The organism is Limnohabitans sp. G3-2 (genome assembly GCF_002778275.1).
Taxonomy (GTDB): domain Bacteria; phylum Pseudomonadota; class Gammaproteobacteria; order Burkholderiales; family Burkholderiaceae_C; genus Limnohabitans_A.
Genome location: NZ_NESG01000004.1, coordinates 161,148 through 174,132, shown reverse-complemented (window position 1 = coordinate 174,132; position 12,985 = coordinate 161,148). Strand labels below are relative to the sequence as shown.

The following is a 12,985-nucleotide window of genomic DNA, read 5'->3' as shown; positions in this document are numbered from 1 at the left end:
TGACCCCGGAAAAACCCTCTATTGTACCCATGGGCCTGACAATTTCTTGACCCCTTTGTCACGGATGCCGCACGTCCCCAAGGCTGCAGCGGGGCTTTGGCGTCAAGCGCTGTGCCAGGCCAAATGCTGCACATCCCGCACCATAAAACCCTGCCCCACCTTCAAATGCAGCCGATGGCCACGGGTGCTGCAAGCGGCCAACTGGTCGAGCAGTTCATGCAGCTGCGCCGTGCTGGGCGTGGTGGCATGGTGGTGCCGCAGCCAATGGCGCAGCACCAGCCCTTGGCGGGCGCGGCTCAGTTGCTGCAAAGCCTGGATGCGCGGCGGCACGCCCACCAGCGCCAAGTCTTGCGCAGCCACTTCGTTCAAAACCTCTTGCGCTTGGGCCGCGTGTGCGGCGCTGCGGGCAAACGTTTCTCGAAAAGCAGGCAAAGCCTCGGCCAGTGCGGGCAAGACGCGGGCACGGATGCGGTTGCGGGTGAACTTCTGGTCGGCGTTGCTGGGGTCTTCCACCCAGTTTTGGCCCTGGCTGTGCAGCCAGTCGCGCAATGCCGCGCCCGGCACGGACAAACAAGGGCGGTGCCAGTGCAAGCCCTGGCGTTGCCAATGCGCCGGCATGCTGGCCAGACCAGGCAAGCCAGCGCCGCGCGACAAGGCGATCAGCAGCGTCTCCACTTGGTCGTCCGCATGCTGGGCCAATGCCACGTCTTGGACATCGGGCCATTCGGTGTGCACCGCATCGGCCAATGCGGCATAACGGGCTTGGCGTGCGGCGTCTTCCGGACTTTGACCGGGTGCATGGCCCGCCTGCACACGGCGCACGACCAAAGGCACGTCCAGTCGCACGCACAAGGCACGGCAATGCACCTCGAAATCGTTGGCCGCGTCTTGCAAACCGTGGTGGATGTGCACCGCCCTCACCTGCCCAGGCCAACGTCGGGTGCAAGCCAAAAGCAGCGCCATCGAATCGGCGCCCCCACTGAAGGCCACGGCAAAAGGAAGGCCCGGGCTGAAGTCAGCCAGGGCCTGTTCAAAGGTTTGCGCCATGAGTGAAGCCTGACGCCTCAGCTGGGCATCATTTGCCCGCTTTGGTATCGGTGAAACGCCCGTAGCTGTTCAGCCGCTCGTAGCGACGGTCCAGCAGCTCTTTGGGCTTGAGGTCTGCGACCTGGCGCCAAGCATCGCCCAAAGCGCGCTTGAGGAAAGACACCATTTGCTCGGTGTCGCGGTGTGCGCCGCCCACGGGTTCGTTGACGATCTTGTCGATCAGCCCCAAGGCCTTCAAGCGGTGGGCGGTGATGCCCAAGGCGTCCGCCGCCACTTCGGCCTTCTCGCTGGTTTTCCACAAAATCGAGGCGCAACCTTCAGGGCTGATGACCGAATAGACCGAGTACTGCAGCATCAACACCTGGTCGGCCACCGAAATGGCCAAGGCGCCACCCGAGCCGCCTTCGCCAATGATGGTGGTGATGATGGGCACTTCCAACTGGGCCATCTCAAAGATGTTGCGGCCGATGGCTTCGGACTGCCCGCGCTCTTCGGCGTCGATGCCGGGGTAAGCCCCAGGCGTGTCCACAAAGGTGAACACCGGCAGCTTGAACTTCTCGGCGGTCTTCATGAGGCGCAGCGCTTTGCGGTAGCCCTCGGGCTTGCTCATGCCAAAGTTGCGCAGCGTGCGCTCTTTGGTGTCGCGCCCTTTTTGCTGGCCCAGCACCATGCAGGCCTGGCCATTGAAACGGGCCAAGCCGCCCACAATGGACAAATCGTCGGCAAAGTGGCGGTCGCCGTGCATCTCGACAAAGTCGGTGAAGATGCCGTGGATGTAATCGAGCGTGTAAGGCCGCTCGGGGTGGCGCGAAATTTTGGTGACTTGCCACGCGGTCAAGTCGCTGTAAATGTCTTTGGTCAGTTGCTGGCTTTTCTTGCTCAGCTGCTCGATCTCGAGGGTGATGTCCACCGCCGACTCGGTCTGCACATAGCGCAACTCTTCGATCTTGGCTTCGAGTTCGGCAACCGGTTGCTCAAAGTCGAGAAATGTTTTTTTGGCCAAGGGGGACTCCTCTGTTCTTAACCGGGTGGACGCCTCGTCCAGCCCTCAATACGCCACTGGAACCGGGTCCAGCGAGCGCCAAATATACCAAGTTGCCACCGTCGCATAGGGACTCCAGGCCTGGGCCACCTCACGGGCGTCACTGCGGCTGACGGGCTCGCCCGAAAAATAATTGCGGCTGATGCCGTTGATCAAGCCCACATCGTCCAGCGGCAGCACATTGGGCCGCATGAGGTGGAAGATCAGGAACATCTCGGCCGTCCAGCGGCCAATGCCGCGAATGGCCACCAACTCGTCGATGATGGCCTCGTCGTCCATCTCTTGCCAGGCCTTGACGTGCACCGTGCCCGAGCTGAAATGCATCGCCAAATCGACCAGGTATTCGACCTTGCGGGCCGACAAACCGGCCGCACGCATGTCGTCGACCTTGAGTTTGAGAACGGCAGCAGGCGTCAGCCGCTTGGTGAGCAGCGAAAAACGGTCCCAGACCGACTGGGCGGCTTTGACCGAAATTTGCTGGCCCACGATGGAGCGGGCCAAGGTCACGAAGGCATCGCCCCGGGTTTCCAAAATGGCATTGCCAAATTGGGGGATGAGCTTTTTCATGACCCGGTCTTTCTTGGCCAGGTGTGCACAAGCCTCGGCCCAATAAGCGGGCGTCACGGGGGTCACCGAAGTTGTCGCAGCACTCATGGCGCCGCCTCCCAAGTCGTGCCTGTGGCAGCGTCTTTCAAGACAATGCCTTGCGCCAATAAATCGTTGCGAATGCGGTCGGCCTCGGCAAAGTTTTTCGCCTTTTTGGCATCTGCCCGGGCCTGGATCTGGGCCTGAATGGCCGCCTCATCCAAACCGGCCCCCGCCTGGAGGTACACCGTCGGGTCGGTTTGCAGCAAACCGAGCAAGCCGCCCAAGGCTTTGAGCAAGCCCGCACGCTCGGCCGAGCCGCTGCGGTTGACTTCTCCTGCCAACTCGAAGAGCACGGCCACCGCCTCGGGCGTGCCGAAGTCTTCGTCCATGGCCGCCTTGAAACGGGCGGCCAAGGGGTCGGCCCAATCAATGCGCGCATCGGCGGGCGGCACCGCTTGCAGCGCGGTGTACAGGCGTTTCAAAGCGCCTTTGGCATCGTTCAGGTGCACATCGCTGTAGTTGAGGGCGCTGCGGTAGTGGCTGCGCACAATGAAAAACCGCACCGTCTCGGCGTCAAACGCCTTGAGCACATCCCGGATCGTGAAGAAGTTGCCCAGGCTCTTGGACATCTTTTCATTGTCCACATTGATGAAGCCGTTGTGCATCCAAAAACGCGCCAAGGGCTGGCCGTTGGCCCCTTCGCTTTGGGCAATCTCATTTTCGTGGTGCGGAAACTGCAAATCGGCCCCGCCGCCGTGGATATCGAATGTCTGGCCCAGCAATTCGCAGGCCATGGCCGAGCACTCGATGTGCCAACCGGGCCGCCCCGTACCAAATGGGCTGGCCCATTTCACGTCGTCAGGCTCGGTGGGCTTGGCGCTCTTCCACAGAACAAAGTCCAGCGGATCTTGCTTGTCCGTCTCCACGGCCACGCGCTCGCCCGCGTTGAGCTCATCGAGCGATTTGCCAGACAACTTGCCATACCCCGCAAACTTGCGCACCGAATAGTTCACATCGCCATTGCCCGCGCGGTAGGCCAAGCCTTTTTGCTCCAGTGTGCCGATCATGCTGAGCATTTGGGGCACGAAGTCGGTGGCGCGGGGCTCGTGTTGGGGGCGCTCAATGCCCAGGGCATCGGCGTCCTGGTGCAAGGCCTCGATCATGCGGTCGGTCAAGCCGCGAATGGTTTCGCCGTTTTCAAGCGCGCGTTTGATGATCTTGTCGTCAATGTCGGTCACGTTGCGCACATACGTGACCTGGTAACCACTGGCCTTGAGCCAACGCTGCACCACATCGAACGCCACCATCGAGCGCGCATGCCCCAGGTGGCACAGGTCGTACACGGTCATGCCGCACACGTACATGCGCACATGGCCGGGTTGGGCCGGTGAAAACTCGGAGACAGCACGGCTCAGCGTGTTGAAAATGCGCAGACTCATGTCAGATCAAAGATGTTTAGTACAAGCTCCCACGCGACAGCGTCCGGCATCGGCATCAGACTGTCTCAGGGAAATTCAGGAAATTCAAGGTCATGCTGCAGGCCCCAAACCCGGCTTTTCGGTTGGGAAACTGGCCGTGGTGCCGGCCTGATGGCCGTATGCCCTCCGCTACAATGACCGTTCAGTATATCCCCGACGAGGGTCCTGCTCCCAGTTTCTGGCAGCCCGAATTCAACACTTTTGGCGCGCATGCAAGCTCTACTTTCGTTCGTCTTGACCAGTCTCTTGCTGCTCACCTGTGCGGGTGCTCAAGCAGATGTTTACCAGGACGTGAACCGACTGATCGTTGGCGAGCAATGGTCCAAAGCCCAATCCCAAGCCCAGGAACACCTCCAGACCCGTCCGACAGACCCGCAAATGCGCCTCTTGCTCAGCCGCATTCAAGACGGACAAGGCCAGACCCAAGAGGCCATGGCAACCCTTCAGGGTCTGACCCAATCCTTCCCCGAGTTGCCCGAACCGCACAACAACCTGGCTGCCCTTTTGGCGCGCCAAAACCGTTACGCCGAAGCCTTGGAAGCCTTGCTGGCGGCGGTGCGTGCCCGCCCCGATTACGGCACGGCCTTGGAAAATTTGGGCGATGTTTACATGGCACTGGCCATTCAGGCCTACCAGAACGCCAGCCGCGCACCGGACCCACAGCCCCGTGTGAGCCGCAAACGCTTGGCAGCGGAACAACTGCTCAACGCATCGGCCCCTTGAGGCGGTGAATTCCCCGCGCAAGCCATCCAGCACCGCCCTCCTTTGCACCCTTGAAAGAAACAACATGCGCCGCTCCCGCTTTTTGACCTCTTTGGCCCTGACGCTGGCCCTGCCCTTGGCACTGGGGCTGCCCCTGGCCAGCCAAGCTCAGACGGGTGGCGTGAGCCAAGTACGCATCAGCACCAGCCTGGGGGACATCGAAGCGGAGCTGTACGCTGACAAGGCGCCCAAAACCGTGGCCAACTTTTTGCAGTACGTGAACGACAAGCACTACGACGGCACCATCTTTCACCGGGTGATTGCGGGCTTCATGGTGCAAGGCGGTGGCTTTGATGCGCAGTACAAAGAAAAGAAAACCCGCGCCCCCGTGCAGCACGAAGGCCGCCAAGCGCTGGCCGCAGGCCTGAAGAACACCACCGGCACTTTGGCCATGGCCCGCACCAACGACCCGCAATCGGCCACATCGCAGTTCTTCATCAACGTGGTGGACAACGCGTTTTTGGACCCCACGCCCATCCCGGATGGCGATCCCGTTGCGAAGTTTGAATACCAAGGCCGTGTTTACGAAAAAGTGTCCCGCGCCCAATTGCTGAACGCCCCCCAGCTGTTCGGCTACACCGTTTTTGGCAAAGTCACGTCCGGCATGGACGTGGTCCAAAAAATCCGCAATGCGCCCACGGGCGCAGGCGGCCCCTTCCCGACCGATGTGCCCCGCACGCCGGTCGTCATCCAATCCATCACTTTGTTGAAGTAACACCATGAGCAACCCACAAGTCGAACTGCATATCACCGGCTACGGCGTCATCACCCTCGAACTGGACGCCGAAAAAGCCCCCAAATCGACTGAAAATTTCTTGGCCTATGTGAACAAGGGCCACTACAACAACACAATTTTTCACCGCGTGATTCCCGGCTTCATGGTCCAAGGCGGCGGCTTTGAGCCCGGCATGGGCCAAAAACCCACCGATGCCACCATCGAGAACGAAGCCAACAACGGCCTGAAAAACGACAAGTACACCGTGGCCATGGCCCGCACTTCGGCGCCCCACTCGGCCTCTTCGCAGTTCTTCATCAACGTCGCCGACAACGGTTTTTTGAACCACACCGCACCTTCCATGCAAGGCTGGGGCTATGCCGTCTTTGGCAAAGTGGTCAAGGGCACCGAAGTGGTCGACCAGATTGAGGGCGTGAAAACCGGCAACCGCGGCGGCCACGGTGACGTGCCCAAAGAGGACGTCGTGATCGAAAAAGCGGTTGCCATTTGATGGACTGAGCCATGTCCGCTGACCCGCGCACCACCGCTGCCCCCCTCGGTCGGCTGACAGCGCCAGCGACATGGCAAACCGTCGACCTGATCTCAGACCTGCATTTGCAGGCCTCCGAGACCGCCACTTTTGAGGCGTGGCGTGACTACATGGCCAGCACCCGCGCCGATGCGGTGCTGATTTTGGGTGACTTGTTTGAAGTCTGGGTGGGCGACGATGCGGCAGCCCAAGACCCCTTTTCGCAAAGTTGCGCCGAGGTTTTGCACCAAACCGCGCAGCGTGCCCAAGTCGCCTTCATGCCCGGCAACCGCGATTTTTTGGTCGGCCGGGATTACCTGGGCCCTTGTGGTGTGGCCACCCTGAGCGACCCCACTGTGCTCGAACTGGGCGAGCAACGCATTTTGCTGAGCCACGGCGATGCCCTGTGCCTGGACGACAAACCTTACCAAGCCTTCCGACTGCAAGCCCGCAGCCCCCAATGGCAAGAGGATTTTTTGGCCAAACCTTTGGCAGAACGCCAGGCATTCGCCCGCAGTTTGCGTGCGCTGAGCGAATCGCAAAAACACGAAGGCATGAGCTTTGCGGATGCCGATTTGGAGATGAGCCTGTTCTGGCTGGCACAAGCCCAGGCCGATCGCTTGGTCCATGGCCACACCCACCGACCTGCAGACCATGCCTTGGGCCTGGCAGAGCGCCACGTGTTGAGCGACTGGTCACTGGACCACACGCCTGTGCGGGCGCAGGTGTTCAAACTCCACCGCGATGGCGCTTCTGAGCGCATCGATTGGCTTTAAAGCGGTTGTCTATTCCAGCGCCATCACCAGCGTTATCACCATCAAAAACGGCCGCTCGAAAGCGGCCGTTTTCTATGCAAGGGTCGCTCAACCGCGCAGCAGGTTTTTCAAGACGTTTTGCAAGCGGCGTGCCGTGGCCTCTTCGTGCGGACCGGACAAGACCTGCGCCACATCCTGACCCCAGGTCTCGCGGGGACCGGGTTGGTTGCGCCGGGTCAGCAATTGCAGCTGCAGCATCCGGCGCTCGCTCAAGTGGTCAGCGGGTGTGGGCACTTCGGCGGCCATTTCAAGGCGCAGCAATGCGGTAGCGGCCGGGGTCTTGACCTCGGCACCGACGGCTTGCACCCAGGCTTGGCGCGTGGTCGCGTTGATGGCCCGGCCCAGCTCCTGTGCGCTGGGCAAGGCATCGGCTTGCCGTTCTTGCCAAGCGCCCATCAAACGGGTCAGCGTTTCACCATGGGCTTGCGCGGCCAATTTGCGCAGTGACATCTCCGCCCGCTCCATGGCTTCACGTTGCGCACGGAATGCGGCATCGCCCAAACGAGGGCCTCGGTCTTCACGGACATCACGGCCTTCGCCGCGTGGGCCTCGGTCGCCAAAACGGTCCCCTCCGCGCTCACCTGGGCGGCCGGCTCCACGGTCGCCACCAGGCCGCGCACCCCGTTCGCCGGGACGGCCATCGCGGCGCCCGTCGCGTGCGTCTCGCCCCATGGCGGATTCGGTTTTCTTCTGCCCAGGACGGTCATCGCCGCGCACCGCCACGACGGGCTTGGCCGGTTTGGGGGGCGCCGCGGCAGCGGCTTGAGCCGGCGTGTCATCGGGGCTGTGGCTGCTGGCTTGGGCGCCATCAACAGGCGCATCCGATGCCGAGTCCGCTGCCGAATCCCCTCCAGCAGTGGTTGCGGCTTCGGCAGCCACATCTTGGGCGGGAACATCAGAAGCTGCGAGCGCTGCTGGCGCAGGGCTCGCGGCGACTTGCGCAGCCTGCGCCTCTTGGGCTTGGCCACGCAAAGCCGCATCCAATGCCGCCATGGCCGCGCGAATTTGGCTGGCATCGCCCGCGGCGTTGGCTTCTTCCAGGGCTTTGGACGCATCGATCACGGCGCGGTCGCGGGCGGTCAAGGGAGCCGCCGAGCTTTGTCGCTCGCTGCCTTTGCGCTGGAAAGCTTCGTCCAGCGGAGCGCGGAACACTTCCCACAGTTTTTGTTCGGTCTTGCGGTCCAAGGGCACGGCTTGGGCCTCGAGCTGCCAGCGTTGTTGCAAGGCTTTGACCGCGTCCACCCGCAAAGCAGGTGCGGCGCCCAGTTCACGGGCTTCGGTGATCAGGGCTTGGCGACGTTCCACGCTGGCTTTTTGGGCCGCTTCAAGGCGTGCTGCTGCGGCTTTGAAAATGGCTTTCCATTGCGACTGCATTTCACCGAAGGATTTTTCGCTCAGGTGACCGGCATTGCGCCAACGGTCAGCAAACTGGTGCAAGGCACGCAGTTGCGCACGCCAGTCCTCGCTTTGTGCATGGTCCGTGGTCCAGGCCTTGACCTCGTCCATGAGGGCCACACGTTGTGCACGGTGGTCGGCGGACTCTTTCTTCATCTGCTCGAGCCAAGCCAAAACCGCTTTGTAGGCTTCGTTGCAAGCGGCATCAAAACGCTTCCAAAGGGCATGGTTGGGCAAACCACCTTGGTCGGTTTGCTTCCAGCTGTCGCGCAATTGGCGCAGCTTGTCTTGCATTTTCCGCCCCCCCACGGTGGGCACTTTGTCGGCGCCCAAAAGACCTTCAGCTTGGGCCACCAAACTCTGGCGGACTTGGTCGGCCAACCAACGCTGCCAGCCCTCGGTGTCACCCGCAGCCGTCAAGGCCAGGTGCACGCGCTCGTCCAAGGTGGTGTCCAGGTTTTTGCCGTGGATTTTGAGCGCAGCGCGCAAAGCTTCGGCGCCGTCGGGCAAGGCGGCGCCCTGGCTTTCTGTGATTTGCTTTTCCAAGGCTTCCAAGACTTCGCTCACGGCCTTGCCCGCTTGCTCGCGCAGGGCTTGGCGTTGGGTCGCATCCATTTTGGGTTTGGCAGGCTTGGCTTCTTTGGCAGCTTCTGCCGCTTGGCCAGTGCCAGCACCGCCCAGAGCGGGCGTCTGCACTTCGGCCACCACCTCACCGCGCAAACGGCGAACTTCATCGGCCCATACCGGTACCGAGGGCAAGGGGGCAGAGGCATCCATCTGGGCTTGTTGGGCCAACGCCCATGCGGCTGAAAAGCCTTGCCAGACCGCGAGCAATTGGTTCGATGCCGCATCCAGCTGCGCCGGAAACTTGGGGTCCACGCTGGGCCAGACCACGTTGGTGGTCAATTGCTGGGCCTGGCCTTGCCACATGTCCACATCGCTTTGCAAACCTGTCATCGCCATGTGCGCTTCGGCGATCGGCTTGGTCGAGAGCACTTCGATGCGCTGAGCCAACAGCACCGCGGCTTCGCGTTGCACCATCACTTGGTGCTGCAAGTCCTCCACGCCTTTGACCACTTCGGCCAAACGGACCTTCAAACTGGCCAATGGCTCGCGCGAGAGGGGTGCACCGGCTTTGGCCGCATCCCGTTGCCAAGCCATGGCGTCGCCAATGTTCAAGCGAGGCGCCTGCAACAACTGCTCGGCCTTTTGGGCCCAGTCGCTGGCCAAAACGTCTTGGCCTTGCAAGCGCTTGAGTTCATCGAGTTTTTCCTTGAGCAGCTTGGCGGCCCCTTTGTCACGGGAGGACATCTCGCGGTACACCTCGGCCAACACATCGATCGAGGGTTCCGTCGTGAGCCATTCGCGTAACTTGGCACTGCGCTCGCCGGAGGTCATGGCATGGAATGCACCCCCGGTGGATTGGTCAAGGGCAGCGAGGTCAAGGGGCTTGGAGGTTGAGGTCACGGTAAAAACTTTAAAACACGGTTCATGCCAATGCGGCATCGGAGTCACCAGACAGAGCCAGGCCCAATGCCTGAAGCCACTGACAACAACCCCGTATTTTCGCCGGGATTTCACTTGCCATGGGGCTCGGGCTTGAATCGGGCGCATTCTCTTGCGTTTTGCGCACCTGAGCGCCACCCATATGCGCTTCGAATCTATTGATTAACTTTGATAGTCTTGACTCGGTATTTGATGTTTCTAAAATCCGCCCAGCCTGTGCCCAACAGCGGCACAAGGCTGCCCCGCAGACCTGAATGCGCTGGGGCGTCGCCCGCTGTCTTGAAAGCCAAGCACCAGCGCCATCCATCCCCCCGCCACGATATGAATCGCCAGCCCCTGCGACGGGCCTTTGATGACAAGCTTCTACGCCGCCATGAACATGCCCCACCTGGTCTTGTGTTTGAAGACCTTTGTCACCGATGTCCGGGAAGGGTTTGTCGAGATCACCCGGCACGGCCTGGCCTTGTTTGGCTTGGCCGTCGTGTTGGTCTCACTGACCTTTTCTGCGCGGCCTGACCTGCAAGCCAGCGCCAGCGGCGCCCTGCTGGGCTGGCTCGAAATACGCCAATCAGAAAACCAAGAACCCACCCCGCAGCGAAATGCGGCCAGCCGCTCAACGGCCAAGGACCCCCAGACCCTCACCGAGCCGCAATGGGGGGTGACCCGTTGGCTCAGCCGCAAATACCGCGTGTCTCCAGAGCCATTGGCAGCCATGGTGGCGGAAGCCTGGACCTTGGGAGAGCGCAGCCAGTTGCCACCCAGTTTGATTCTGGCCATCATGGCCGTCCAATCTCGCTTCAACCCTTTTGCTTCGGCCATGGTGGGCCAAGTCGGGTTGATGCAAATCGAGCTGCAAGCCCACACCGAGACCTTGGCCCAGTTTGGCGGCACTTTGTCGGCTTTTGACCCCTTGACCAATGTGCGCGTGGGGGTGCGGCACCTTCAGGGCCTGATTCAACAGGCCGACTCCCTGGAGGAAGCCTTGGCGCTTTATGGCCTGTCCACGGGGTTCAGCGACGAAGGCCAGTTTGTTGACCGGGTCTTGGCCGAGCAACTGCTGATTGAAAAAGCCTACGGAAAATGATATCGGCCATCGGGGTGCACCCAAGATGCCGAGGCGGGTTCTTCTAGGGGGTGCGCCTGTCTGAAAGCCCGGCCAGCTGAGCTACACTTGGGCCGTGCGCGACTGGCGATAGGAGCCCCTGCTCGGTTGGACCGAAATGGATCACTCTGACGTGGAACGCGTCGGCCGACGAGGCCAACCCAAACCACTGGGAAGCGCACAGCCCGAGACGGTTTTGCAAACCCAGTTTCGGGTTATCAGCCGTTCGCCTGGGCAGCCCTTGTCAAAGAACCCCCCGGTTTTGGTCAAGGTCACATCCATCCAAAGGACTGCCATGTACAACCGCAACACATTGATTGAACACACCGATCCCGAGCTGTTCGCCGCCATTCAGGCCGAAAATGCCCGCCAAGAGCACCACATTGAGCTGATCGCCAGCGAAAACTACGCCTCGCCCGCCGTCATGGCCGCCCAAGGCAGCCAGCTCACCAACAAGTACGCCGAAGGCTACCCAGGCAAGCGCTATTACGGTGGCTGTGAACACGTGGACGTGGCCGAGCAACTGGCCATTGACCGCATCAAGCAAATTTTTGGCGCCGAAGCCGCCAACGTGCAACCGCACTGCGGCGCATCGGCCAACGAGGCTGTTTTCTTGGCTTTCCTCAAGCCTGGCGACACCATCATGGGCATGAGCCTGGCCGAAGGTGGGCACCTGACCCACGGCATGCCGCTGAACATGTCGGGCAAATGGTTCAACGTGGTCAGTTACGGTCTGGACGCCAACGAGGCCATCGACTACGACGCCATGGAAGCCAAAGCCCGCGAAACCAAGCCCAAGCTGATCATTGCCGGCGCATCGGCCTACTCGCTGCACATTGACTTTGCCCGCTTTGCCAAAGTGGCCAAGGAAGTCGGCGCCATCTTTTTGGTGGACATGGCCCACTACGCAGGTCTGATTGCTGCAGGTGTCTACCCCAACCCGGTGCCGCATGCCGACGTGGTCACCTCCACCACCCACAAGAGCTTGCGCGGCCCCCGCGGCGGCATCATCTTGATGAAGGCGGAGCACGAAAAAGCCATCAACAGCGCCATCTTCCCGGGCCTGCAAGGCGGCCCGCTGATGCACGTCATCGCGGCCAAAGCCGTGGCTTTCAAAGAAGCGCTTCAGCCTGAGTTCAAGGCCTACCAAGCCCAAGTAATCAAGAACGCACAGATCATGGCCGAAACCTTGACCGCTCGCGGCCTGCGCATTGTCAGCGGCGGCACGCAGAGCCACGTCATGTTGGTGGACCTGCGCGCCAAGGGCATCACCGGCAAAGTGGCCGAAGCGGCCTTGGGCCATGCACACATGACCATCAACAAAAACGCCATCCCGAACGACCCGGAAAAGCCCTTCGTGACCAGCGGCGTGCGCATCGGCACCCCGGCCATGACCACCCGCGGTTTCAAGGACGAAGAAGCCCGCGCCACCGCGCACCTGATTGCCGACGTGTTGGACAACCCTCTGGACGAGGCCAACTTGGCCACCGTGCGCGCCAAGGTGCACGCGCTGACCAGCCGTTTCCCGGTCTACGGCTGATCGGCTCAAGCGATGAAATGCCCTTTTTGCGGCCACCTCGAGACCCAAGTGGTGGAGACCCGCTTGGCCGAAGATGGGGATTTCATCCGGCGGCGGCGCCAATGTGGGGCGTGTGAAAAGCGCTTCACCACTTACGAAAAGCCGGAAGTCAATTTTCCGGCCATCGTCAAAAAAGATGGCAGACGCATCGATTACCAGCGCGACAAACTGCTGGGCAGTCTGAACCTGGCTTTGCGCAAAAGACCCGTCAGCACCGATCAGGTGGACGGGGCGATTGAACGGATCGAAGAAAAACTGCTGAACCTGGGCATACGCGAAGTCGCGTCGCACCGCATTGGCGAATTGGTCATGCGCGAGCTCAAAAAACTCGACAAAGTGGCCTATGTGCGCTTTGCCAGCGTGTACCGCAACTTTGAGGACATCGACGCATTCAAGACCTTGGTGGACGAAGTCCAAAGCTGACCTG

General features: G+C 61.2%; 12 protein-coding genes and 1 riboswitch. Of the genes, 7 read left to right on the top strand and 5 right to left on the bottom strand.

All coding sequences use genetic code 11. The annotated features are described in order from the left end of the window. Positions 1 to 102: 102 nt before the first annotated feature. Genes tilS through cysS form a run of 4 tightly spaced genes read right to left on the bottom strand, consistent with a single transcriptional unit; the run spans position 103 to position 4,116 of the window. The gene (gene tilS / locus B9Z31_RS07435) at positions 103 to 1,047 is read right to left on the bottom strand and encodes a tRNA lysidine(34) synthetase TilS (RefSeq protein WP_100118935.1); all 945 of its coding nucleotides are present in this window, start codon (positions 1,045 to 1,047) and stop codon (positions 103 to 105) included. A 28-nt stretch (positions 1,048 to 1,075) separates the two neighbouring features. Further along, on the bottom strand, positions 1,076 to 2,050 hold the full coding sequence (locus tag B9Z31_RS07430; RefSeq protein ID WP_100118934.1) for an acetyl-CoA carboxylase carboxyltransferase subunit alpha: 975 nt from the start codon (positions 2,048 to 2,050) through the stop codon (positions 1,076 to 1,078). 45 nt (positions 2,051 to 2,095) lie between these two features. Then, on the bottom strand, positions 2,096 to 2,743 hold the full coding sequence (locus tag B9Z31_RS07425) for a DNA-3-methyladenine glycosylase (protein WP_100118933.1): 648 nt from the start codon (positions 2,741 to 2,743) through the stop codon (positions 2,096 to 2,098). After that, positions 2,740 to 4,116, bottom strand: coding sequence for a cysteine--tRNA ligase (cysS, locus tag B9Z31_RS07420; RefSeq protein ID WP_100118932.1), 1,377 nt, complete (start codon positions 4,114 to 4,116; stop codon positions 2,740 to 2,742). Before cysS ends, B9Z31_RS07425 begins: the two co-directional genes overlap by 4 nt. A 249-nt stretch (positions 4,117 to 4,365) precedes the next feature. On the opposite strand from cysS, the gene B9Z31_RS07415 reads away from it, so the two are divergent. From B9Z31_RS07415 to B9Z31_RS07400, 4 genes are all read left to right on the top strand, one after another. Then, on the top strand, positions 4,366 to 4,878 hold the full coding sequence (locus tag B9Z31_RS07415) for a tetratricopeptide repeat protein (RefSeq protein ID WP_100118931.1): 513 nt from the start codon (positions 4,366 to 4,368) through the stop codon (positions 4,876 to 4,878). Positions 4,879 to 4,942: 64 nt separating this feature from the next. Then, on the top strand, positions 4,943 to 5,632 hold the full coding sequence (locus B9Z31_RS07410) for a peptidylprolyl isomerase (RefSeq protein WP_100118930.1): 690 nt from the start codon (positions 4,943 to 4,945) through the stop codon (positions 5,630 to 5,632). A 4-nt stretch (positions 5,633 to 5,636) separates the two neighbouring features. Continuing rightward, positions 5,637 to 6,143, top strand: coding sequence for a peptidylprolyl isomerase (locus B9Z31_RS07405; protein WP_100118929.1), 507 nt, complete (start codon positions 5,637 to 5,639; stop codon positions 6,141 to 6,143). Between the two features lie 11 nt (positions 6,144 to 6,154). After that, complete coding sequence (locus tag B9Z31_RS07400) at positions 6,155 to 6,937, top strand: UDP-2,3-diacylglucosamine diphosphatase (RefSeq protein WP_100118928.1); 783 nt, start codon at positions 6,155 to 6,157, stop codon at positions 6,935 to 6,937. A gap of 87 nt (positions 6,938 to 7,024) precedes the next feature. Here B9Z31_RS07400 and B9Z31_RS07395 read toward each other — a convergent pair whose 3' ends face one another. Next, positions 7,025 to 9,877 carry a DUF349 domain-containing protein gene (locus tag B9Z31_RS07395; RefSeq protein ID WP_100118927.1) on the bottom strand — a complete coding sequence of 951 codons (2,853 nt, stop codon included), beginning with the start codon at positions 9,875 to 9,877 and terminating at the stop codon, positions 7,025 to 7,027. 373 nt (positions 9,878 to 10,250) lie between these two features. Here B9Z31_RS07395 and B9Z31_RS07390 point away from each other — a divergent pair, with 373 nt between their 5' ends. The 3 genes from B9Z31_RS07390 to nrdR all read left to right on the top strand — a co-directional run bounded on the left by B9Z31_RS07390 (position 10,251) and on the right by nrdR (position 12,981). Then, positions 10,251 to 10,961 (top strand): lytic transglycosylase domain-containing protein, encoded by a 711-nt coding sequence (locus B9Z31_RS07390; RefSeq protein WP_158235663.1) that lies wholly within the window; start codon positions 10,251 to 10,253, stop codon positions 10,959 to 10,961. Between the two features lie 88 nt (positions 10,962 to 11,049). Further along, positions 11,050 to 11,222: riboswitch (ZMP/ZTP riboswitch) on the top strand. A gap of 52 nt (positions 11,223 to 11,274) precedes the next feature. Next, complete coding sequence (gene glyA / locus B9Z31_RS07385; protein ID WP_100118925.1) at positions 11,275 to 12,519, top strand: serine hydroxymethyltransferase; 1,245 nt, start codon at positions 11,275 to 11,277, stop codon at positions 12,517 to 12,519. Positions 12,520 to 12,531: 12 nt separating this feature from the next. Next, complete coding sequence (gene nrdR, locus B9Z31_RS07380) at positions 12,532 to 12,981, top strand: transcriptional regulator NrdR (RefSeq protein ID WP_100118924.1); 450 nt, start codon at positions 12,532 to 12,534, stop codon at positions 12,979 to 12,981. The last annotated feature ends 4 nt before the right edge of the window (positions 12,982 to 12,985 follow it).